Raw genomic sequence first — 21,124 nt, forward strand, 5'->3', positions numbered from 1 at the left:
AATGGGCAGCCTCATCGGCTGCCCCTGATCTCATCGGCACAGTTAGTGAAACTTTGGCAGAACGTATTCAGCGATCTCTTCGATAACGTCGGCAACCGGCCGTTCGCTACGACGCACATGCAGACCAACATGCTGCACACCGGCTTCACGCAATGCCTGAAGTTCATCTATCAACGCCAACCGCCCACAAATACCGCCGAACCGTACACGTCGCATCGGAGCATGAGGATTGGCTGCCAGATCCAGGTGGACGAAGCTGATGTAAGGCTTATCCCCACCTACTTCCCTCCACAGCCCCACCCGACGACGATGTTCGTCCGGCGTGCCGGGATAGGCGAGCCAGCCATCCATATGTTCGCCAATCCAGGCAGGTGACTGCTGACCAAGACCTGCCACCAGCAATGGCACTGCTTGGTCCCGCTGCGGAAGCAATTGCGCACCATCAGGCAAGCGGCCTGCACCCTGGTCGCGCAGCAACTCCACCGTATTGCGGAAGATCTCTGCGCGCTGATCGTAATCCACACCAAACAACGGATACTCCATCGGGCGGTCGCCGCTGGCGACGCCGAGCAGTAAACGTCCGTCGCTCAATTCATCAATACTGTTTGCGCCCTTCAGAATGAGCCAGGGCTGACGCAATGGCAGTACAACCGCCGCGGTACCCAACATGATGTTGTCGGTGATTCCGGCGAGATAGCCAAGGTAGGAAAAGGTTTCGAAGACCTGTGCGGCGTCTCCGAAATTCGGATCATAAACCGGTACATCACGAACCCACAGCGCGCGGAAACCAGCCTTGTCCGCCAGACGCGCCATCGCCGCATGTTGCTTCAGATCTGGAACACCGAAAGGCCGTTCCTCAGCAATCCGCCGCCGCTGGCCATCACTGGACCAATCATTATCCAGCGGCAGCTCCAGGCCAATCGAAAACCCGTTGGAGCCCAGTAATCGTTTAAATCGTGAATGCATGAAAAGACTCCCAGACAAAATGGAATGACATGCACTCAGTATCCACAGACCTATCGGCAAGAAAAATGCACGAATGGGAATATCAATCTTGAGCAAACCGCACGAATCCACACGATAAACCAACTGTCGTTTTGGCCCTCAAGGACAACCATTAGAGAAAATCGCACTAAAGCGACCGCACGGTTTTTGGTATGGTGCAGCTCGTTTTTAACGGACTTCAAGCCTAAGGATCGGCGCTCCATTTTTGTCAAAGAGCAGCTACAGAAATGCCCGAACCCATACCGATCAAGGATCACGAAAAAGAGACGCGCCTGGTCAACAAAAGATTGATGGCCTGCGCCTTGCTCGTCGTCTCGATCACCTGCGCACTGGTGGTGCGCATGTACGTGCTGCAGGTGGTCGAGTTTGACTATCACTCGACCATCTCCGAGAACAATCGTGTCCACGTATTGCCGATTGCCCCGGCGCGCGGGTTGATCTACGACCGCAACGGCGTGGTCCTCGCCGACAATCGTCCCAGCTTCAACCTGACCATCACCCGCGAACGCGCCTCCGACGTCAAAGAAGAACTGGACGAGGTGGTCAACCTCTTGCACCTGCCCGCTGAGGACCGGACGCTGTTCGACAAGGCGATGAAGCAGGCGCGTCATCCATTCGAGCCCGTCACCCTGTTCTATGAACTCAGCGAAGAGCAAATCGCCGTACTCGCCGTCAACGAATTCCGTCTGCCCGGAATCGATGTCGAGCCACAATTCGTTCGTCACTACCCAATGGGCGCACACTTCGCGCATTCGATTGGCTACGTCGGTCGGATCAACGAGAAAGAATCCAAAGCCCTGGATACGGTCGAGTATCGAGGTACTCAATCCATCGGCAAGACCGGGATTGAAAAGTTCTACGAGTCGGAATTACACGGCCAGGTCGGTTACGAAGAAGTCGAAACCAACGCTCAGGGCCGCGTTCTGCGGGTGCTCAAACACACCGATCCGATCCCCGGCAAAAACATCGTCCTGAGCCTGGACGTCAAACTTCAGGAAGCCGCCGAAGAAGCCTTGGGTGATCGTCGTGGTTCAGTGGTCGCGCTCGATCCATCGACCGGCGAAGTGCTGGCCATGGTCAGCAAGCCGAGCTTCGACCCGAATCTGTTCGTGACCGGGATCAGCTTCAAGGAATATGCGGCGCTGCACGATTCCATCGACCGGCCGCTGTTCAACCGTGTGCTGCGCGGCCTCTACGCTCCGGGCTCGACTATCAAGCCGGAAGTGGCCATCGCCGGTCTTGACGCCGGCGTGGTAACCCCGCAGACACGCGTCTTCGACCCCGGTTACTACCAACTTCCCGACTTTGATCATAAATACCGTAACTGGAACCACAGCGGCGATGGCTGGGTGGACATGGACACGGCGATCATGCGCTCCAATGACACCTACTTCTATGACTTGGCGCACAAGTTGGGCATTGATCGCCTGCACGACTACATGGCGATGTTCGGCCTCGGCGAGAAGGTCTCGCTGGACATGTTCGAAGAGTCTGCCGGCCTGATGCCGTCCCAGGCCTGGAAGCGTGCCACGCGTCGTCAGCCATGGTTCCCCGGAGAGACCGTGATTCTCGGCATCGGCCAGGGCTACATGCAGGTCACGCCGCTGCAGCTGGCTCAAGCGACTGCGCTGATCGCCAACAAAGGTGTCTGGAACCGACCGCACCTGGCCAAGACCGTGGACGGCGTTGCGCCAGTGGATGAGCATCCGATGCCAAACATCCTGTTGAAGGACCCACGAGACTGGGAGCAGGTCAACCACGGCATGCAAATGGTGATGCACGACGCACGCGGAATTGCCCGAGCGGCGGCGCAGGGTGCTCAGTACCGGATCGCCGGCAAGAGTGGTACGGCGCAAGTGGTCGCGATCAAACAGGGTGAGCGCTACAACCGGGCGAAAACCCTGGAGCGTAATCGCGACAACGCCTTGTTTGTCGGTTTCGCTCCGGCCGAGCATCCGAAGATTGTGATCTCGGTGATGATCGAGAACGGCGAGGCCGGCGGTCGCGTCGCCGGCCCTGTGGTGCGGCAGATCATGGACGCCTGGCTACTGGATCAGGACGGACATCTGAAGCCGCAATACGCCACGCCGAGTAAAGCGCCGGGCGATCCTCACGTTTAAGTGTTCAAGGCTTCACAGCACAGGCTCACGGATGCTGAGCATGTGCTGGAAGCTTTCGAGGAACACGGTTTCGGCCTGACTCATCTTCTGCTCGCGATTCCACAGCAGCTGGATATCGAAATCCACCACCCCGTCTTCCGGCGGCAAACGCCAGAGCAAACCTTGCTCGACATCCCTTCGCACCAGGTGCGTCGGCAAGCAGCCAATCCCGTAGCCTGCGCAAATCAAGCGGTAAATCTCTTCGAAACTCGTCGATGAGGCGACGATCTTGCCGGTGAAGCCTTGCTCGTCACGGAACAGTGTCAGCGGCGAAAGGTTGCCGCCGAGCTGGTCGCTGGTGAAGCTGACGAAGTTCTCCGCCGCGAGTTGTTCCAGCGTCAGGTTTTCTTGCCCGAAGAGTCGATGACGCTGGCCACAAAAGTACGCATAGCGCTCGCGAAACAGTACCCGCTGCTCCAGCCGCGGTTGCGGTAAACGACACAGTCCGACGCCAATGGTCGCGGTCTTTTGCAGTAACGAACTGATGATGTTCGAGCTGCCCATGACCTCGACTTCCAGCTCGACTTTCGGGTGGGTTTCATGGAAGTCGGCGAGGAAGTCATCGTAGTGTCGCGCCTGCACGCCACTGACGGTGAGGATACGGATCTTGCCCACCACGTCATCGTGACGACTCTCCACGACCGTACCCAATCGCGAGATATCGCCGTAGATATCCGCCGCAATGCGCAGGACTTCTTCCCCGGTTTCCGTCAGGTCGAACCGTCGCCCGCTGCGGGCAATCAGCACACATTCCAGTTGTTCTTCCAGCCGTTTTAGCGCTTGGCTGACCGCCGACTGCGTGATGTGCAGCCGCGCTGCAGCGCGGCTCATGCTGCCTTCCTGGCCGATCACCAGGTAGGTGCGCAACAGGTTCCAGTCCAGGCGATCGTTGAGAAAACGTCGGCCCACCCAAGGGTTAGTGGAGGTCATGACAATTCCATGTAGTAGCCGTGCTAATAGTAAAGATAAGAATATGAAAATTGACTAATCCTGGCACGGAAGCGATAAAGCCCACAAGCGCCACAGAGCGCAACCGTAAACAGCCTTCAGTACCTGCCCAAAACTATAAATACACAGGGTCCTTGCATGCACACCACCGCACAACCGCGACGAGCCGCGGCCGCCGCCTTCATTGGCACGACCATCGAGTTCTACGACTTTTACATTTACGCCACCGCGGCGGCGCTGGTGCTTGGGCAAGTGTTCTTTCCCAGCAGCGACCCGGTGATGAGCACCCTGGCCGCCTTCGGTAGTTTCGCTGTTGGCTTCATCGCTCGCCCCATGGCCGGCATGGTGTTCGGTCACTTGGGCGATCGTCTGGGCCGCAAGAAAATGCTGCTGGTGACCATGGCGCTGATGGGCCTGGCGACTGCCGGGATCGGCCTGCTGCCGAGCTACGCCAGTGTCGGCATCTGGGCGCCGGTCGGTCTCATCGTACTGCGCCTGATCCAGGGCATTTCGGTGGGGGGCGAGTGGGGCGGTGCGGTGTTGATGGCCAGCGAGCACGCGCCGGCCAAGCGCAAAACGTTCTACGCCTCGTTTGCCCAGCTCGGCAGTCCAGCGGGTTTGTTGCTGGCCCTGATCGCCTTTCGCCTGGTGACGTCCCTTGAGCCAGAAGACTTCTTGTCCTGGGGTTGGCGTCTGCCGTTTCTCGCCAGCGGTGTGCTGATGATGGTCGGCCTGATGATCCGTTCCGGCGTGCACGAGTCGCCGGAATTCGCCAAGGCCCGAGACAACAACGAAACCGCCAGATACCCGGTGAAAGACGTAATCCGTACCTGCTGGCGGCAGATCCTGTTTGCCGCTGCGGCGGTGACCATTGGCTCCGCCGGGTTCTTCTTCACCAACACGTTCATGATCACCTACGTCACCCAGTATCAGGGCATCGCGCGCTCGACGATTCTCGATTGCCTGTTTTTGGTGACTGTTATTCAGCTGCTTTCGCAACCGCTTTCCGCGTTGCTCGCCGAGCGTATCGGCGAGGGACGCTTCCTCAAGCTCGTCGCACTGCTGTGCATGGTCACGCCGTACCCGATGTTTGTGCTGGTGGGTACGCAAAACATTCTGTTGATGACCCTCGGCATCGCCCTGGCGGTGGTGATCCTGTCGGCGCTGTACGCGGTGATCGCCGGTTACATGACCCAGGCGTTCCCGGTGCATCTGCGCTACTCGGGCATTTCCATCGCTTACCAGTTGAGTTGCGCGCTGGCCGGGGGCACCACGCCGCTGATCGGCACGCTGCTGGCGAGCAAGTTTTCCGGACAATGGCTGCCGCTGGCGGTGTTCTTCACCTTGCTCTCGGCCCTGTCCCTGATCGGTGTTTGCGGGCTGGCCCGCCTGCGCGCCAACCCGATCGTCACCCACGCTGCTAAAGAGGTGTATTCGTGAGTAAACCTGAACACATCGGCCCGGTTGAATGGAAGGCCCGTTGCGAGCTGGCGGCGCTGTATCGGCTGGTCGCGCACTTTCGCATGACCGACTTGATCGACACCCACATCACCCTGCGGATTCCGGGGCCTGAGCATCACTTTCTGATCAACCGCTACGGGGTGATTTTCGACCGCATGCGCGCCTCGGATCTGGTGCGTATCGATCAGGACGGGCGCATCGTCGACCCGGCCTACGAAGGTCATCGGGTCAACGCCGCCGGCTTCGTCATTCATTCGGCGATCCACATGGCCCGACCGGATCTCAACTGCGTGATTCACACCCACACCGCCGCCGGCATGGCCGTTGCCGCGCAGAAGCAAGGTTTGCTGCCGATCAGTCAGCATGCGCTGAAGTTCTACGGCAAGCTGGCGTACCACACCTACGAAGGTATCGCGCTGTCGCTGGATGAGCGCGGGCGTTTGATCGACGACCTGGGGCCGCACCGGGCGATGATCCTGCGTAACCACGGCTTGCTGGTCGGTGGGTCGGGGGTGGCCCAGGCGTTTCAGGAAATTCACTTCCTTGAGCGTGCCTGTCAGGCGCAGGTCGCCGCGCTGGCCGGTGGTTGCGAATTGCATTACCCGTCCCCGGAAGTCTGTGCACACACCGCCGAACAGTTTGACCGCGATGAACAGGACAACATCATCGACCTGGCCTGGGAGGCCGCACTGACCCTGATCGAATCCCAGCGTGAGTCCTATCTGTCATGAACACCGTGGTTTTGCTGTCCCGCGACACCTTGCTGCTCCAGCAATTGCAGGCGGCGTTTGCCCGTAGCGCGCCGCAGCTCACCACCGTGCTGGCGGATGATCCGCTGGCTGAACACGCGCAGATTGCCGCCTGCTGGTTTCCTTTGCCGGGCAGCCTGGCCGCGTTGCCGAACCTACAGGTCCTCCACTCAGTAGCGGCCGGCATCGATCACCTCGAACATGACCCGTCGTGCCCGGATCTGCCGGTATGCCGGGTGGTTGATCCCGGCCACCGCCAAGGCATGACCGAGTACGTGCGCTGGGCGGTGATTCACTATCACCGTGGCTTTGATCAGGTGCTGGAACAACAGCGCAATCAACACTGGGAGCGACCGCTGCAACGGGCGGCGGGGCAATTCAAGGTCGGTGTGATGGGGCTGGGATCGTTGGGTAGCGCCATTGCTCAGGATCTGGCTGCCGCCGGTTATGACGTTCGAGGCTGGGCCCGTCGTAGCAAGGATCTGAACGGTGTCCAGATCTTCGCCGGTGCCGAACAACTGAACCCGTTTCTTGAGGGCGTGGAGCTGTTGATCAACTTGCTTCCACTGACCCGCGAGACGCGCGGCATCCTCGGTAATTCAACCTTCGAACATCTGGCCAATGGCGCCGCACTGGTTAATTGCGGTCGCGGCGGTCACCTCAACATCGACGACCTCGAACACGCCCTGAAAACAGGAAAACTGCGCGGCGCCTTGCTGGATGTTTTCGAACAAGAACCGCTTCCGCCCCATCATCGCCTCTGGACCATGCCGGGCGTCGCGATCACGCCACACATGGCCTCGGCCGCGTCCCACGATTGCATTGCCGAACAAGTGGCAGAGAACTTTCGCCGTTTAAACGCCGATGAACCACTATTGAATTGCGCCGACCGAACACTCGGTTATTGAGACTGACTAACTCGCCCGCCAAGTTGGGCGAGACATAACAACAATCCCTCACCTCGAACGTTTTACTGCCAGTCAAAACAATTAAACAAATTCCTGGAGTCAGTGATGAGCGATCTATCGTCCGCAGAAAAGTCCGGCGCACCACCGGAAGTTGCAATCAGCATGAAAAAAGTCGCCGTGGCCAGTGTCATCGGCACCACCGTGGAATGGTACGACTTGTTTGTTTTCGCCACCGCGTCAGCGCTGGTGTTCAACAAAGTGTTCTTCCCGGATTTCGTGCCGTTGATCGGCACCTTACTGGCGTTCGGCACGTTCGCTTCGGCCTATCTGGCGAGGATCGTCGGCGCGGCATTGTTCGGGCACTTCGGCGACAAGCTGGGCCGCAAGTCGATGTTGTTGATTTCGCTGCTGACCATGGGCGCCGCCACATTCGCCATCGGCCTGTTGCCCAACTACGCGGCCATCGGTATCTGGGCGCCCATCCTGTTGTTATTGCTCAGGGTCATTCAAGGCCTGGCACTGGGCGGCGAGTGGGGCGGGGCGGTGCTGATGGCGGTGGAGCATGCGCCGGCCAACAAGCGCGGCTTGTACGGTTCCTGGGTGCAGATCGGCGTGCCCGCCGGGACCATGATTGCCAACCTGGCGTTCCTGCTGATCGCGGCGTGGCTGTCGCCTGAAGACCTGCTGGCCTGGGGCTGGCGCATTCCGTTCCTGGCCAGCGTTTTGCTGATCGCCGTGGGCTTGTACATCCGCCTGAACATCGCTGAAACCCCGGCGTTCAACAAGGTCAAGGAAGCCGAAGTGCAGGTGAAAATGCCGTTGGCCGAAGTCTTTCGCAAGTACTGGAAACAAGTGGTGCTAGGCGGTATTGCGACGATGTCGACCGGCGCGTCGTTCAACATCATCGTCGCGTTCGGCCTGACGTACGGCACGCAGAATCTGGGCTTCAGTCGCAGCGTGATGCTCGGTGTAGTGCTGCTGTCCTGCGCCTGGTGCATCGTCATGTTGCCGGTATTTGGTGCGCTGTCGGACCGTTACGGACGCAAGCCGATCATCGTCGCCGGCATCGTTGCCGAGGCGTTGGTGGCGTTCCCGATGTTCTGGTTGATGGACACCAAAGAGCTGTCGTTGGTGATCTTCGGCTACTTGCTGTTGATGACCGCCTTCGCCGCCAACTACGGGCCGATTGCGACTTTCCTGGCGGAGTTGTTCGGCACGCGGGTGCGCTATTCGGGGCTGTCGATCAGCTACATGTTGTCCGGGCTGCTCGGCAGCGCAGCGACGCCTATCGTCACCACCGCGTTGCTCGCAGCCACTGGCAAAGGTTCGTCGGTGGCCTGGTACATGATCGGCGCGGCACTGATTTCCCTGTTGGCGCTGTTGCTGCTGACCGAGACCTTCAAGCGCGACATCAGCGAAATTCCGGCGGGGGCGACTGCCGACGACCAACCCGCTCGCAAACCTTTCAAATCGGCTGCGGCCTGATCCATGGAGTTCAACAGCATGCGCAGAATCCAGTCGGCCCCGGGTTTCATCGGCCCGGTCGGGCCTTACTCTCAAGCGGTGGTCAGCGGCCATCTGGTGTTCACCGCCGGGCAGATTCCGGCGCAAAGCGGGCTCGACGACCAGCCCGTCGATTTCACCGAGCAAGTGCGGCAAACCTTGCGCAATCTCGAGGCGATCCTGATCGAGGCGGGCTCCGATTTCAGCCATGTGATCAAGGTCAACGCGTACCTGACCGATCCCGCGCAACTGGAGCCGTTCAACGCGGTGTACCGCGAGCTTCTCGGCCATGCGCCTCCGGCGCGAACCACGGTGTGTGTGGCGCTGTGGGGCGTGTCACTGGAAATCGATTGTGTGGCCGAGTTGATCACGAAGGAGTCGCCACGTGGATAAGTCGCAGCTGATCGAGCAGTTCAAAGCGGTGAGCTTTCCTACCCTCGGGCATTTTCTCGAGGAGGGCTTTGCCGACTCGCAGCTGCGGGCCATGGTGCCCAATGTGAAACTGGTCGGCCGGGCGTTGACGCTGAAACTGGTGGGCGCCGACGCCATTGCCGTCAACCAGGCGTTGGTGCTGATAAAACCGGGTGATGTGCTGGTGATCGACACGGGCGGCGACTGGCAGCACGCCCCGGTCGGCGCGGTCACCAGTTGCGCCGCGAGTTGCGCCGGTGCGGCAGGAATCGTGGTGGACGGCGCGGTCACTGATCTGCTGGAACTGCGCGAAGGCGGGTTACCCGTCTTCGCTCGCGGCACCAGCCTGCTGACCACCAAGTTGCATGGCCGGGGCGACAGCGAAATCAATCAGCCGATTCAGTGCGCAGGTGTCACGGTACAGCCGGGCGATCTGGTGCTGGGGGACGACAACGGTGTGCTGTTTCTCGACTGGTCAACGGCGGCCAGCGTGATCGAACAGGCGCTGGCGTCCGATCACGCCGAGCCACGTTTGCTCGAACGTTTGCGCGCTGGCGAGCCGGTCGCGCAGGTGTTGCGTGTCTAGGCCGTCAGTCCCTTTCCCGTCGCCATGCCAGCGCTGAACACGTTGAGCTGGCCAGTGCTTAATCACCGTTTTTCCAGGAGTTACTTATGTTGAAAATCAATGGCGAACGCCTGTGGGCGAGTCTGATGGCGATGGCCGAAATCGGCGCCACCGCACGCGGCGGCAGTTGCCGTCTGGCCCTGAGCGATGAAGACAAGGCCGGTCGCGAACTGTTTGCCCACTGGTGCCGTGAAGCCGGCATGACCCTGAGCGTGGACGCCATCGGCAACCTGTTCGCCCGCCGCGCCGGCACTGATCCGGACGCCGCGCCGGTGATGATGGGCAGCCACCTCGACACCCAGCCTGAAGGCGGACGCTTCGACGGCGTGTACGGCGTACTTGCCGGCCTGGAAGTGGTGCGTTGCCTCAACGACCTCGGCATCCAGACCCGCAAACCGCTGGAAGTGGCGGTGTGGACCAATGAAGAAGGCGCGCGCTTCACCCCGGCGATGTTCGGTTCGGCGGTGTTCACCGGGATCATGCAACTGGACGCGGCGCTGGCGGTGCAAGACATTGATGGCGTCAGCGTCGCCGATGCATTGCAGCGCACCGGTTACGCCGGGGAGCGTCCGTTGGGTGGTGCGGTGGATGCGTATTTTGAAGCGCACATCGAACAGGGCCCGATTCTCGAGGACAACGCCAAAAGCATTGGCGTGGTCAGCGGCGGCCAGGCGATTCGCTGGCTCGACGTACGGGTCGAAGGCATGGCCGCCCACGCGGGCACCACGCCCATGCCACTGCGCAAGGACGCCTTGTACGGCGTGGCGCGGATGATTCAGGCGATTGAAGGTCTGGCGGCGGATTTCGCGCCGGAAGGCCTGACCACCGTCGGTGAATTGAGCATCAACAAGTCGTCGCGCAACACCATTCCGGGGCTGGTGAATTTCACCGTCGATCTGCGTCACCATCGCGACGAAGCCATCGAGGCGATGGAGCAGCAGGTGCGCGCGCGGCTTCAGGCGATTGCCGATGGGCGCGGTCTGAAGCTGACGGTCACCCCGCACTGGATCAGCCCGGCGACGCCGTTCGATGCGGAATGCGTGGCGGCGGTGCAGCAAGCGGTGGATGCGCTGGGCTACGCTCAGCAATCGATAGTCAGCGGTGCCGGGCATGACGCGATTCATCTGGCGCGGTTCTGTCCGACGGCGATGGTGTTTATTCCGTGCGTGGGTGGCTTGAGTCATAACGAAGCGGAAGATGTGCTGCCTGACGATGTGCGGCAGGGTACGGATGTGTTGCTCAACGCGGTGTTGTCCCGCGCCGGCATTGCCAATTAAAGAACAGGCTGCAAACACAACACCTGTGGCGAGCGAGCTTGTTCGCGCTTGAGTGCGGAGCACTCACATCAACTGCGAGGCCTGCCTGAGTTTTGGGGCCGCTACGCAGCCCAGCGCGAGCAAGCTCGCTCGCCACAGGGAATTCGTCTAGGCCCAAGATTAGGTATTCACCCATGCGCAGTTTTTTTCATCCTGAACAATTGCTTCATCATCCACGCAGTTACTACTCCCGTGGGCAGATGCGCACGCCGCAGGAAGTGCCGGAGCGTGCGCAGCGCCTGCTGCAGGCGTCTCACTCATTGGGCTTCAAAGTCGAGCAACCGGCCGATGCCGGACTTGAGCCGCTGCTGGCGGTGCACGGCGCGCCCTACCTGGCGTTTTTGCAGGAAGCGCATCAGCGCTGGAAGGAAGTGCCTGAAGATTGGGGCGACGAAGTGATGTCGAACATCTTCGTCCGCGAGCCCAACGCCCTGCGCGGAATTCTGGCTCAGGCTGCCCGGTATCTCGCGGACGGCAGTTGCCCGGTGGGCGAACAGACCTGGCGCTCGGCTTATTGGTCGGCGCAAAGCGCAGTGGCCGGGGCACAGGCGTTGCTCGATGGCGAGCCGGCGGCGTACGCCGTGTGCCGTCCACCGGGGCATCACGCTCGAGCGGAGGCGGCGGGTGGTTTCTGTTATGTGAACAACGCGGCGGTGGCGGCGCAGGTGTTGCGCGGCGGGTTTGGTCGCGTCGCGGTGCTCGATACCGACATGCACCATGGACAAGGAATTCAGGAGATTTTCTACGACCGCGATGATGTGCTGTATGTCTCGGTCCATGGCGATCCGACCAATTTCTATCCGGGGGTTGCCGGGTTTGGGGACGAGCGCGGTGTCGGGGTGGGTGAGGGATTCAACCTCAACTTGCCGATGGCCCATGGTGCGAGTGAGGCGGACTTTCTCGGGCAACTGGACGTGGCGCTGGCAGCGGTGAAGGATTTTGCTGCGCAAGTGCTGGTGCTGTCGTTGGGCTTCGATATTTTCGAGCTGGACCCGCAGAGTAAAGTGGCGGTGACGCGCGAAGGGTTCAAGCGGCTGGGTGAGCGGGTTCGCAGCCTGGGTTTGCCGTGTCTGATTGTGCAGGAAGGGGGGTATCACCTGGAGAGTCTTGAGGATAATGCGCGGGCGTTTTTTGTCGGGCCAGAGGTGTGGCAGATCTGAGTTGGGTGGTGCCTGACAGGCCGCTTTCGCGGGCAAGCCCGCTCCCACAGTGTTCGAGTCGAACCGCCTATGTGTGATTGACGCTGAACCTGTGGAAGCGGGCTTGCTCGCGAAGAACGATAACTCGGTGCAGCGGATGAATCCCAAACGCCGTAAGGCACTTGCCATCGCCCTGACGTTAACGTAAAGATTGCGGCAGGGCGCTGAACTTAAAAGAGCGCAGGGCGGACCGATCCGGAGCGCTTGATGACGCTGATAAAAACAACTTCCCCCAAGCTGCACCGCGAAGCCCGGCTGGCCCGGGAAAAACTCCACCTCGAGGGCGAAGTCCCCGATGGCGTGTTGCGCGCAGAAATCGATGCATCGTGGCGGCGCAGCCTCAGCCATGGCGTGCATTTCAACGGCAAACATGAACTGACACTGGAATCGAGCGCGAGCCTCGATGTGCTGTTGTCGAGCAATCGTCTGCTGATCGACGCGGCGTTGCCGGCCATCGATTACCTGGCCGAGCGCCAGGGCAAGGAAGGGCTGATCATCCTCGCCAATTCCGACGCCACCATCCTTGCCGTCGAAGGCCGGGCCGATCGCCTCAAGGGCAGCGGCCTGCAAGACATCACCCTCGGCGCCTGCTGGAGCGAAGCCGCTCGCGGCACCAACGCGCTGGGCACCGCACTGGTGGAAGCCCGGCCGACGATGATCGATTGCGGCGAGCATTACCTCGATCGCCTGACCGATTTCTCCTGCACCTCGGTGCCGATTTATTGCCCGCAAGGCGACATCCTCGGCGTCCTCGACCTGACCCGTGAAGGTCCGCTCGGCCGCGTTCACGATAGCACCGCGTTGCTGGCCATGGCCGTCAGCCAGATCGAAAGCCGGGTGTTCAACGCCAGTTTCCCCGACCAGATCGTCCTGGCCTTCCACAGCCGTCGGCAATACCTGGAATCCCCTTGGCAAGGCCTGCTGGCGGTGAGCCTCGGCGGGCAGATTCTCGCGGTCAGCGCCCAGGCCTGTCAGTTGCTCCACGCCGAACGCTCGGCGCTGGTCGGCCGCCGTTGCGAAGAGTTTCTCGGCGTCGATGGCCTGCAACTGCTGTCGCGTTTGCACCAGGGCGGCGTCGGCAGTCTGCAGACCGCCAAAGGCGAGTTCTTCTACAAAACCCTGCGCGCGCCGCAGCGGTCGATCAACGTCAGCACGCCGCCGCGCAGCACCGCCAAAACCACTAAACCGCAACCCGATCTCGATGCCCTGGCCGGCAACAATGTCCGTTATGCCCGCGCCTTGCGCATGGCACGCCAAGGGCTGGCCAACGAATTGCCGGTGTTGCTGCTCGGCGAAACCGGCACCGGCAAGGAAGTCATTGCCCGCGCCTTGCACATGGCCGGCAGTCGTTGCGACAAACCCTTTGTCGCGGTGAACTGCGCGGCGATTCCCGAAGGCCTGATCGAGTCGGAGCTGTTCGGCTACCGCGAAGGCGCGTTCACCGGTTCCCGTCGAGGTGGCATGGTCGGTCGATTGCAACAGGCCCACGGCGGCACGCTGTTCCTCGACGAAATCGGCGACATGCCGCTGGCCCTGCAGGCGCGACTGCTGCGCGTTCTCCAGGACCGTAAAGTCGCACCGCTCGGCGCCGGCGAAGAACAGGACATCGACGTCGCCCTGATCTGCGCCACCCACCGCGACCTCAAACGCCTGGTCGAAGAAAAACACTTCCGTGAAGACCTGTTCTACCGGGTCAACGGCATCAGCGTGATGCTGCCGGCGCTGCGCGAGCGCGACGATTTCAGCGGGTTGGTCAGTCGCCTGCTGGCAAAACTCGACGCACCGACCATGGTCCTGCATGACGACCTGAACCGCCTGCTGGCGGGCTATCACTGGCCCGGCAACATCCGCCAACTGGAAATGGTCTTGCGCACCGCGCTGGCCATGCGCGAGCCGGGGGACACGGTGCTCACCCTCGACCACTTGCCCGACAGCATGCTCGACGAACTGAATGCCAGCGAGCGCCCTCCGTCCGGGAGTATTCGCGAAAACGAACTGGAGCTGATTCGCCAGTCCCTGGACAGCCATCAGGGCAACGTCTCGGCCGCCGCCGACGCCCTGGGCATCAGCCGCGCGACCCTGTATCGCAAGCTCAAACAGTTGCGTTCGTGATGCAGCGCCTGATCGTTCGGCTGATCGACAGCCAGAACCCCGAGGCCCTGCAAGCGGCGTTGCGCTGGCTATACAGCTTTGTGCGGCCGCATCGTCTGGCGATTGCCGGGTTGCTGGGGTTGTCGGTCTGCGCATCGTCGCTGGTGCTGGTGCAACCCTGGCTGACCAAACTGTTGATCGACGATGGTTTGCTGGCGCGCAACTTTCCCATGCTGGTGCTGATCGCCGGGCTGATGATCGTCGCCGGGTTGCTGGGGACGGCGCTGTCGGGGATCAATCGTTACCTGCATACACGGTTGTCCGGGCGGATTCTGTTTTCACTGCGCGACGACCTTTATCGGCATTTGCAAACCTTGTCGCCGAGTTTCTACGGTCAGCGGCGCATCGGTGATCTGATGTCGCGCCTCGATGGCGATGTCGCCGAAATTCAGCGCTTCGCCGTGGACTCTCTGTTCTCGGCGGTGTCGAGTGTGATCGGTCTGGTGGTCGCGGTGGCGATGTTGCTGACCTTGTCGTGGAAGCTTTCGTTGCTGGCGTTGGTGCTGATTCCGCTCGATGTGCTCTGGCTGCGCTGGATGCGGCGCAAGGTCGAGCGCGATGTCCGCCAGTTGCGCGAGCGTTCGGCGGACATGTCGTCGTTCATGGTCGAGACGTTGCCGGTGATGAAATTCATTCAGTCGGCCGGCCAGCAGCAGCGTGAGTCGCGGCGGCTGGAGGCTCTGGGGCAGGGCTATATGAGTCAGTTGCTGCGCCTGCAAGTCACCGAGTTTTTCACTCAGGCGGTGCCGGGCACGCTGACCTCACTGTCCCGCGCCTGTGCGTTTTTGATTGGCGGTTACTGGGTGGTGCAAGGAACGTGGCAACTGGGCGCGTTGATCGCGTTTTCCACCTATCTGGGGATGGCCGTAGGACCGGTTCAAAGCTTGCTCGGGCTCTATGTCGCGATTCAGCGGATGACCGTCAGTCTGGGGCGCGTGATGGAATTGCGCGGTGAACAACCGACGGTTTTGACACCCGTTGAACCCAAGCCGATGCCGACCTGCGGCGAACTGCGTTTCGACGACGTGCACTTCAGCCATCCCGGTCGCCCGACCACCTTGCGCGGCATCGAAGCGCGCATTCCCTACGGTTTGAAAGTGGCCCTGAGTGGCGGCTCCGGAGTCGGCAAATCGACGCTGATCGATTTGCTGCAACGGCACCACGATCCACAGTCCGGCCGGGTGTTGCTGGGCGAGGTCGACCTGCGCGAACTGGACCTGTTCCAGTTGCGCCGGCGGATTGCCGTGGTCAGTCAAGACATTGTTTTGTTTCGCGGTAGCCTGGCCGACAACCTGGCCTACGCCGTGCCTGACGCCAGCCGCGAAGCGATTGCCGAAGTGGCGCGGCTGGCACAACTCGACAGCCTGATCGCCTCATTGCCCGAAGGCCTCGACAGCCCGCTGGGCGAGCGCGGTCAGCAGTTGTCGGGCGGCCAGAAGCAACGCATCGCAATTGCCCGGGCGCTGCTGCAGGACCCGTTGATTCTGGTGCTGGACGAAGCGACCTCGGCGGTGGATGAAGCCACCGAGCGTGAAGTGATCGAGGCCATCGACCGTCTGTTTGCCGGGCGCACGCGCATCCTCATCAGCCATCGCCCTTCAACCCTGGCCGACGCCGATCTGCGCTTCGAATTGCTCGACGGCGTGCTGACTTCAAAAACGGTGCAGCATGAAGTCTGAACTGCGAGTCGGGGTCGTCGACAGCGGTCATGCGGCAGCGCAGCGGGTGCAGGTGATCGCGGGGCGACGCTTCTCGTTGCTGGCGGACGGACTGGCCGAAAGCGCCTTGCGCGATGATCCGCTGGGCCACGGCAGTGCGGTGATCGAGGCCATCGGTCGGCGGGCCCCTTCTGCGGTGTTCTGCGTGGCTCAGGTGTTCGATCAGCGTGGCGTCACCAGTGCCTTGCAGATTGCCACGGCCATCGACTGGCTGGTGGCGCAGGATGTGCGGCTGATCAATCTGAGCCTCGGCTTGCGGCAGGATCGCAGCCTGTTGCGCGAGGCGTGTGCAGCGGCGGTTGCCCGGGGCATTTTGCTGTGTGCGTCCAGCCCGGCCCAGGGCGAGGGTGTGTTCCCGGCGAATTATCCACAGGTGCTGCGCGTCACCGGCGATGCACGCTGCGCCGAACAGGAGTGGTCGTGGCTCAACAGCGCCCAGGCGGATTTTGCGGCGTGCGTGCACGGCACGTACCCGGGTCAGTCTGGCGCCAGTCTGGGCTGCGCGGCGTTGAGCGGGCACATTGCGGGTTTCCTGGTTGCGCATCCCGAGGCGAGCAACGAGCAGGTCATCGACTGGCTGCGGGAAAACGCGCGGTATCGCGGGCCTGAACGGCGCTTCGGCGCATGATTGTGATTCTTGGCGCCGGGCCGGCGGGCGCGGCAGTGGCCCTGGGCTTGCGCCGGCTCGGTTACGCCGTCACGTTGGTCAGCGAGTGGCGACGGTTTGCGGCGCTGGAGGGCGTTTCGATCCGGGTGCTGGAGGCCTTGCGCGGTGCCGGTCTGCATCAAGCGTTGGCGGATGCGGCGTTACCGTCTCAACGGCAGGTGTCGTGGAACGGCCAACAGCATGCGCAAAACATCGAATTTCTGCTGGACCGCCCGAACTTTGATCGAGGTCTTCGTGAAGACCTGCGCCTGGCGGGCGTCGAGTTGGTCGAAGGTCGAGTGCTGAGCGTTCAGGCCTGGGCTGCGGGGCATCGGGTTGAGATTGAGGGACGCGAAGCGCTGGTCGCCGATTTTCTGGTGGAGGCACGTGGACGCCAGGCGCCGGCGCTCGGCAAAGGCCTGCGCGGCCCGGAGACGGTCAGCTTGCTCAATCGCTGGCAAGCCGCACCGGGCGACACCGCCAGCGCCGTGGAAAGCCTTGAGGACGGCTGGGCGTGGATGGCACGGCGGGCGGACGGTCAGTGTTATTGGCAGTGGACAGTGGACGTGGCCAGCGCGCACTTGCCAGGCAAGTCGCGGTTGCTTGATTACTGTCGCCAGCGGCGTCGGGATTCTATGTTGGCGCAGGCGTTTTTCGGTGGCGAGCCTGAGGTCGATCTACAGTTGCATGCCCGCAGCAGCACCGCGATCCTGAGCCCACAGGTGTGCGGCGAAAACTGGATTCGAGTCGGCGATGCGGCGATGGCGGTGGATCCGCTGTCGGGCAACGGCATCTTTCAGTCCTTGTCCTCGGCGTTGCAGGCGCCAACGGTGATCAACACGCTGTTGCGAAAACCTGAGCGGGCGGCGTTGGCCCAGCGTTTTCATCAGCAACGGGTGGAGCAGTTGTTTTTGCGGTTTGCGCGGATCGGACGGGATTTTTATGCCGATGAGCAGCGTTGGCCGGATCAGCCGTTCTGGCAGGCGCGGCGGCAGTGGCCGGATGCGCAGGTCGCGCATGCCGAGGCTGATTTTTCTTCGTTGAAAATCGAGCGAGCGCCGGTGTTGAAAGAGGGGTTTGTGGATGAGGCCGAGGTGGTGATCACGGCGGATCAGCCGTTGGGGATCTGGCATGTTCAGGGGGTTGAACTGGCGCCTTTGGTGCGTCGTTTGCGCACTGAACCGGCGGAACAGGCTTTAGCCGGGTTGACGATGGAGCAGGGCAGGATGGTTCGCAGTTGGTTGTTGGGGCAGGGATTCAAACCCTGAAATCTCGGTTGCCAGGGCCGGCCTCTTCGCGGGCAGGCCCGCTCCCACAGGTTTTTGTGGTGAACCTGCAATCTGCGGCACACACAAATCACTGAGGGAGCGGGCTTGCCCGCGAAGGCGGCCTAAAGAACGATGAAGATCACAGCTTGATCAACACCGACTTCAATTCGGTGTAATGCTCGATCGCCGCATACCCCATCTCACGCCCAACCCCCGACATCTTGTACCCGCCAAACGGCAATGCCGGGTCCAGGGCGCTGTGGCAATTGACCCAGACCGAACCCGACTTGATCCGCGGAATCATCCGGTGCACCGCCGCCAGATCATTCGACCAGATGCTCGCGCCAAGCCCGTAGGGACTGTCATTGGCCATGCGCAACGCATCGGCCTCATCATCGAACGGAATCGCCACCAGCACCGGCCCGAAGATCTCTTCCTGCACCAGCGAATGCTTCTGATCGACATCGACGATTACCGTCGGCTTGACGAAGAATCCCGGCCCGAACTGCTCACCGCCGCAGGCGATGGTCGCGCCGCTTTCCCGGCCCTTTTCGATGTACCCGTAAACCCGTTCCTGCTGCCGCGCAGAAATCAGCGGCCCCATCTCCACGCTCGGGTCCAGCCCGTTGCCGAGCTTCATGGCGTTGGCAATGTCGGCGATGTCCGCCACCACATTGTCGAAATGCTTGCGCTGCACATACAGGCGCGAACCGGCACAGCACACCTGGCCCTGATTGAAGAAGATCGCACTGGCGGCGCCCGCAGCGGCGGTCTTCAGGTCGGCATCGGCCATGACAATGGTCGGCGATTTTCCACCCAGCTCCAGGGTGACGCGGGTCATGGAATCCATGGCGATCTTGCCGATCTGCTTGCCCACGGCGGTGGAACCGGTGAAGGTCAGCTTGTCCACCAGCGGGTTGTGCGTGAGGGCTGAACCAGCGGTGATGCCGGTGCCGGTGACCACGTTGAACACACCTTGCGGATAACCGGCTTCCAGTACCAGCTCCGCGAGTTTCAGCGCGGTCAGCGGCGTTTCGTCGGCGGGCTTGAGCACCACGGTGCAACCGGTGGCCAGGGCCGGGCCGAGTTTCCAGCAGGCCAGCAACAGCGGGAAGTTCCAGGCGACGATGGCACCGACCACGCCCACCGCTTCGCGACGAATGAAACTGTGGAACTGATCGTTGGGCATCAACGGCAACGACACTTCCACGCTGGAGCCTTCGATCTTGGTCGCCCAACCGGCCATGTAACGCAGAAAGTCGATGGACAGTTGCACGTCCATCACTTGGGCCACCGCCGCGCTCTTGCCGTTGTTCAGGCATTCCAGCTGCGCCAGCAATTCGGCGTCGCGCTGCATCAGGTCGGCGAGTTTCCACAGCAGGTTTTGCCGCTCGCGAGGACGGGTACGGGTCCAGGCGGAATCATCGAACGCCTGACGCGCCGCGAGCACAGCCCGGTCAACGTCTTCCGGCGTGGCCCGCGGCACCACGCACAGCACCTCGCCGGTGGCCGGGTTGTGCAGGGGCATGGTCTGGCCGTCGGCGGCCTCGACCCAGTCGCCGCCGATAAGCATGCGCGGGGCGCGCTGGATGAACGCCGAGGTGGCGGGAAGCAGGTAGGGGAGCGTCATGGCGAGGCCTCTTGTTGTTCGTGAGAACGAGGCTTTCGCAATGGCTGTGCCAAGTGTCCGCAAGGGTCGGATAGCCCTTTGGCGGCGGGCGTTGGATGAGATCCGGGACCGCCGGGTTCTGCCGTGTTGTCGCAAATCGCGACGGTGCCTGAGATTCAAGAGACGGTTTTTCAGCCCAGACCTATGGAATGTCCGGGCTGATTCGGGCGATACGCTGCGCTGTCTGCAATCAGACCGTCTCGTCGATCTTCTTGGCGTCGCGCTCGGTCAGCATCTGCACTTCCATCTCCTGCGTCATCCGCTCGCCTTTGCTCCACAACTGAGAGGAGAAGAAGCCGTTCAGGGTTTCAGCGTTTGGCGCCGAGCCTTTCTTCAAGAACAGGGCGCCCAGATCGATGGTGTTGGCGAAGTTCTCCTTGTTCAGGTTGTACCCGCCCACGTAGCTGCCCCCCCAGACGGAGTCGGCGGCCACCAGCTCGATGGAGGCGTCGCGGTAACTGCTCGCTGCCGATTTGAGCGAACTGGATGCATTCAGCAAATTGTTCAGCCGATTCATGTCGGAAGAACTGAGCGCGCCAGAAGTGTTGAGGGCCTTGAGGCTTCCATCCGCTTGAATGGTGAAGCCGAATTTTTTGTCGGCGAGGTCCGGATAGGCGTGGGCCAACGCCGACTGGAACTCTTCAAAAGAGGATTTCAGCGATTGATGGGCGTTTTGGTGCCGCTCGGCAACCTGCGGGAAATCAGGCGACTGGCTGCGGCCGATCCAGGTCTCGATCGATTCGATGGTCAGACTGGTGGCAGGCGCCTCATCGCTTGGATGATAAATCGCCGCGGGATTGATGTTTACCGTCGTTTTCTGCTGCTCTTCACTCAGCGTTTTCGCTGTCAGTGGTTGGCTGGACTGGCTGAGCTGAGCGGCCGATGGCTGGATCGAGGCTGAGTTTAAAGAAATTGCCATGTCGTCATTCCCTTAACGTTTGGTGTAGCAGGTTATCGACGGGTAGCGCGAAAGCTTGAACGCCGAGACGACGAGCAACCGGGTTGCGCTCTTGAGCCCCCCACTTTTGGGGAATAGAATTTTCAGGCTCGGTGGGTGAAATGACGGAGCATTTACCCGGCACACATCTGGTGTAAGGGAGGTTGCGATGTTCCTTTCAACCCTGGAAATCCAAAGCATCATCGAACACAGTTTTCTGCCCGCCGTCTGCACCTGCAACATGGAAGCGGACCAGTCCCTGACGATCCGGGTCTGTGACTGCATGACTGGCAAAGTAGACCTGATCGCCACCCACGTTCCGGTGTGGACACTGGACAGTCCCCATGCCATCGCCACACTGGTGGCGGACATGCGTCAGGAAATCGAGGCGCACAAAAGCATTCATCCCACCTATTCGATCTGAACCAGCGACAAGCCGCACCGTGTAACC

The 21,124-nt window shown here is 61.4% G+C and carries 18 protein-coding genes; 14 read left to right on the forward strand and 4 right to left on the reverse strand.

The genetic code is table 11. The features are described 5' to 3' along the window. Window positions 1-42: 42 nt before the first annotated feature. On the reverse strand, window positions 43-966 hold the full coding sequence (locus ACM6I5_RS03350; RefSeq protein ID WP_414883246.1) for a TIGR03571 family LLM class oxidoreductase: 924 nt from the start codon (window positions 964-966) through the stop codon (window positions 43-45). A gap of 266 nt (window positions 967-1,232) precedes the next feature. Here ACM6I5_RS03350 and mrdA point away from each other — a divergent pair, with 266 nt between their 5' ends. Then, the gene (gene mrdA, locus ACM6I5_RS03355; protein WP_017339933.1) at window positions 1,233-3,125 is read left to right on the forward strand and encodes a penicillin-binding protein 2; all 1,893 of its coding nucleotides are present in this window, start codon (window positions 1,233-1,235) and stop codon (window positions 3,123-3,125) included. A gap of 12 nt (window positions 3,126-3,137) precedes the next feature. On the opposite strand, the gene ACM6I5_RS03360 is transcribed toward mrdA, so the two are convergent. Then, complete coding sequence (locus ACM6I5_RS03360) at window positions 3,138-4,094, reverse strand: LysR family transcriptional regulator (protein ID WP_414879154.1); 957 nt, start codon at window positions 4,092-4,094, stop codon at window positions 3,138-3,140. A gap of 156 nt (window positions 4,095-4,250) precedes the next feature. Between ACM6I5_RS03360 and ACM6I5_RS03365 the strand changes: the two genes are divergently transcribed. The 12 genes from ACM6I5_RS03365 (at window position 4,251) to ACM6I5_RS03420 (ending at window position 18,067) form a co-directional block, all read left to right on the forward strand. Further along, the gene (locus tag ACM6I5_RS03365; RefSeq protein WP_017339931.1) at window positions 4,251-5,552 is read left to right on the forward strand and encodes an MFS transporter; all 1,302 of its coding nucleotides are present in this window, start codon (window positions 4,251-4,253) and stop codon (window positions 5,550-5,552) included. Then, window positions 5,549-6,304 carry a class II aldolase/adducin family protein gene (locus tag ACM6I5_RS03370; RefSeq protein ID WP_145316304.1) on the forward strand — a complete coding sequence of 252 codons (756 nt, stop codon included), beginning with the start codon at window positions 5,549-5,551 and terminating at the stop codon, window positions 6,302-6,304. The genes ACM6I5_RS03365 and ACM6I5_RS03370 overlap by 4 nt, the downstream gene beginning before the upstream one ends. After that, on the forward strand, window positions 6,301-7,230 hold the full coding sequence (locus ACM6I5_RS03375; protein ID WP_414883185.1) for a 2-hydroxyacid dehydrogenase: 930 nt from the start codon (window positions 6,301-6,303) through the stop codon (window positions 7,228-7,230). Before ACM6I5_RS03370 ends, ACM6I5_RS03375 begins: the two co-directional genes overlap by 4 nt. 105 nt (window positions 7,231-7,335) lie before the next feature. Beyond that, window positions 7,336-8,715, forward strand: a complete 1,380-nt coding sequence (locus tag ACM6I5_RS03380) for an MFS transporter (protein ID WP_414879156.1) — start codon at window positions 7,336-7,338, stop codon at window positions 8,713-8,715. 18 nt (window positions 8,716-8,733) lie between these two features. Then, the gene (locus tag ACM6I5_RS03385; protein WP_017339927.1) at window positions 8,734-9,126 is read left to right on the forward strand and encodes a RidA family protein; all 393 of its coding nucleotides are present in this window, start codon (window positions 8,734-8,736) and stop codon (window positions 9,124-9,126) included. Then, window positions 9,119-9,730, forward strand: a complete 612-nt coding sequence (locus ACM6I5_RS03390; RefSeq protein ID WP_017339926.1) for an RraA family protein — start codon at window positions 9,119-9,121, stop codon at window positions 9,728-9,730. The genes ACM6I5_RS03385 and ACM6I5_RS03390 overlap by 8 nt, the downstream gene beginning before the upstream one ends. An 86-nt stretch (window positions 9,731-9,816) precedes the next feature. Beyond that, window positions 9,817-11,046, forward strand: coding sequence for a Zn-dependent hydrolase (locus tag ACM6I5_RS03395; RefSeq protein ID WP_017339925.1), 1,230 nt, complete (start codon window positions 9,817-9,819; stop codon window positions 11,044-11,046). Between the two features lie 173 nt (window positions 11,047-11,219). Further along, window positions 11,220-12,245 (forward strand): histone deacetylase family protein, encoded by a 1,026-nt coding sequence (locus tag ACM6I5_RS03400; protein WP_414879159.1) that lies wholly within the window; start codon window positions 11,220-11,222, stop codon window positions 12,243-12,245. A gap of 246 nt (window positions 12,246-12,491) precedes the next feature. Next, on the forward strand, window positions 12,492-14,396 hold the full coding sequence (locus ACM6I5_RS03405; RefSeq protein WP_414879160.1) for a sigma-54-dependent Fis family transcriptional regulator: 1,905 nt from the start codon (window positions 12,492-12,494) through the stop codon (window positions 14,394-14,396). After that, the gene (locus tag ACM6I5_RS03410; RefSeq protein WP_017339922.1) at window positions 14,396-16,114 is read left to right on the forward strand and encodes an ABC transporter ATP-binding protein; all 1,719 of its coding nucleotides are present in this window, start codon (window positions 14,396-14,398) and stop codon (window positions 16,112-16,114) included. The genes ACM6I5_RS03405 and ACM6I5_RS03410 overlap by 1 nt, the downstream gene beginning before the upstream one ends. Further along, window positions 16,104-16,781 carry a S8 family serine peptidase gene (locus ACM6I5_RS03415; protein WP_414883186.1) on the forward strand — a complete coding sequence of 226 codons (678 nt, stop codon included), beginning with the start codon at window positions 16,104-16,106 and terminating at the stop codon, window positions 16,779-16,781. Before ACM6I5_RS03410 ends, ACM6I5_RS03415 begins: the two co-directional genes overlap by 11 nt. Then, window positions 16,778-18,067: a tryptophan 7-halogenase gene (locus tag ACM6I5_RS03420; RefSeq protein ID WP_414883187.1), complete on the forward strand. Its 1,290-nt coding sequence runs from the start codon at window positions 16,778-16,780 to the stop codon at window positions 18,065-18,067. Before ACM6I5_RS03415 ends, ACM6I5_RS03420 begins: the two co-directional genes overlap by 4 nt. A gap of 139 nt (window positions 18,068-18,206) precedes the next feature. Here ACM6I5_RS03420 and ACM6I5_RS03425 read toward each other — a convergent pair whose 3' ends face one another. Beyond that, a complete protein-coding gene (locus ACM6I5_RS03425; RefSeq protein WP_017339919.1) occupies window positions 18,207-19,697 on the reverse strand; it encodes an aldehyde dehydrogenase family protein in 1,491 nt (496 codons plus the stop codon). Window positions 19,698-19,926: 229 nt separating this feature from the next. Then, the gene (locus ACM6I5_RS03430; RefSeq protein WP_017339918.1) at window positions 19,927-20,655 is read right to left on the reverse strand and encodes a hypothetical protein; all 729 of its coding nucleotides are present in this window, start codon (window positions 20,653-20,655) and stop codon (window positions 19,927-19,929) included. 187 nt (window positions 20,656-20,842) lie between these two features. Here ACM6I5_RS03430 and ACM6I5_RS03435 point away from each other — a divergent pair, with 187 nt between their 5' ends. Continuing rightward, window positions 20,843-21,097 carry a DUF1652 domain-containing protein gene (locus tag ACM6I5_RS03435; protein WP_017339917.1) on the forward strand — a complete coding sequence of 85 codons (255 nt, stop codon included), beginning with the start codon at window positions 20,843-20,845 and terminating at the stop codon, window positions 21,095-21,097. Window positions 21,098-21,124 lie beyond the last annotated feature (27 nt).

The organism is Pseudomonas sp. IT-P171 (assembly GCF_949767765.1).
In the GTDB taxonomy this organism is placed as follows: domain Bacteria; phylum Pseudomonadota; class Gammaproteobacteria; order Pseudomonadales; family Pseudomonadaceae; genus Aquipseudomonas; species Aquipseudomonas fluorescens_B.

Coding starts and splice junctions, on each gene's coding strand:
- ACM6I5_RS03350 (WP_414883246.1), bottom strand. CDS start 966: ATGCATTCACGATTTAAACGATTACTGGGCTCCAACGGGTTTTCGATT.
- mrdA (WP_017339933.1), top strand. CDS start 1,233: ATGCCCGAACCCATACCGATCAAGGATCACGAAAAAGAGACGCGCCTG.
- ACM6I5_RS03360 (WP_414879154.1), bottom strand. CDS start 4,094: ATGACCTCCACTAACCCTTGGGTGGGCCGACGTTTTCTCAACGATCGC.
- ACM6I5_RS03365 (WP_017339931.1), top strand. CDS start 4,251: ATGCACACCACCGCACAACCGCGACGAGCCGCGGCCGCCGCCTTCATT.
- ACM6I5_RS03375 (WP_414883185.1), top strand. CDS start 6,301: ATGAACACCGTGGTTTTGCTGTCCCGCGACACCTTGCTGCTCCAGCAA.
- ACM6I5_RS03380 (WP_414879156.1), top strand. CDS start 7,336: ATGAGCGATCTATCGTCCGCAGAAAAGTCCGGCGCACCACCGGAAGTT.
- ACM6I5_RS03385 (WP_017339927.1), top strand. CDS start 8,734: ATGCGCAGAATCCAGTCGGCCCCGGGTTTCATCGGCCCGGTCGGGCCT.
- ACM6I5_RS03395 (WP_017339925.1), top strand. CDS start 9,817: ATGTTGAAAATCAATGGCGAACGCCTGTGGGCGAGTCTGATGGCGATG.
- ACM6I5_RS03400 (WP_414879159.1), top strand. CDS start 11,220: ATGCGCAGTTTTTTTCATCCTGAACAATTGCTTCATCATCCACGCAGT.
- ACM6I5_RS03405 (WP_414879160.1), top strand. CDS start 12,492: ATGACGCTGATAAAAACAACTTCCCCCAAGCTGCACCGCGAAGCCCGG.
- ACM6I5_RS03410 (WP_017339922.1), top strand. CDS start 14,396: ATGCAGCGCCTGATCGTTCGGCTGATCGACAGCCAGAACCCCGAGGCC.
- ACM6I5_RS03415 (WP_414883186.1), top strand. CDS start 16,104: ATGAAGTCTGAACTGCGAGTCGGGGTCGTCGACAGCGGTCATGCGGCA.
- ACM6I5_RS03420 (WP_414883187.1), top strand. CDS start 16,778: ATGATTGTGATTCTTGGCGCCGGGCCGGCGGGCGCGGCAGTGGCCCTG.
- ACM6I5_RS03425 (WP_017339919.1), bottom strand. CDS start 19,697: ATGACGCTCCCCTACCTGCTTCCCGCCACCTCGGCGTTCATCCAGCGC.
- ACM6I5_RS03430 (WP_017339918.1), bottom strand. CDS start 20,655: ATGGCAATTTCTTTAAACTCAGCCTCGATCCAGCCATCGGCCGCTCAG.
- ACM6I5_RS03435 (WP_017339917.1), top strand. CDS start 20,843: ATGTTCCTTTCAACCCTGGAAATCCAAAGCATCATCGAACACAGTTTT.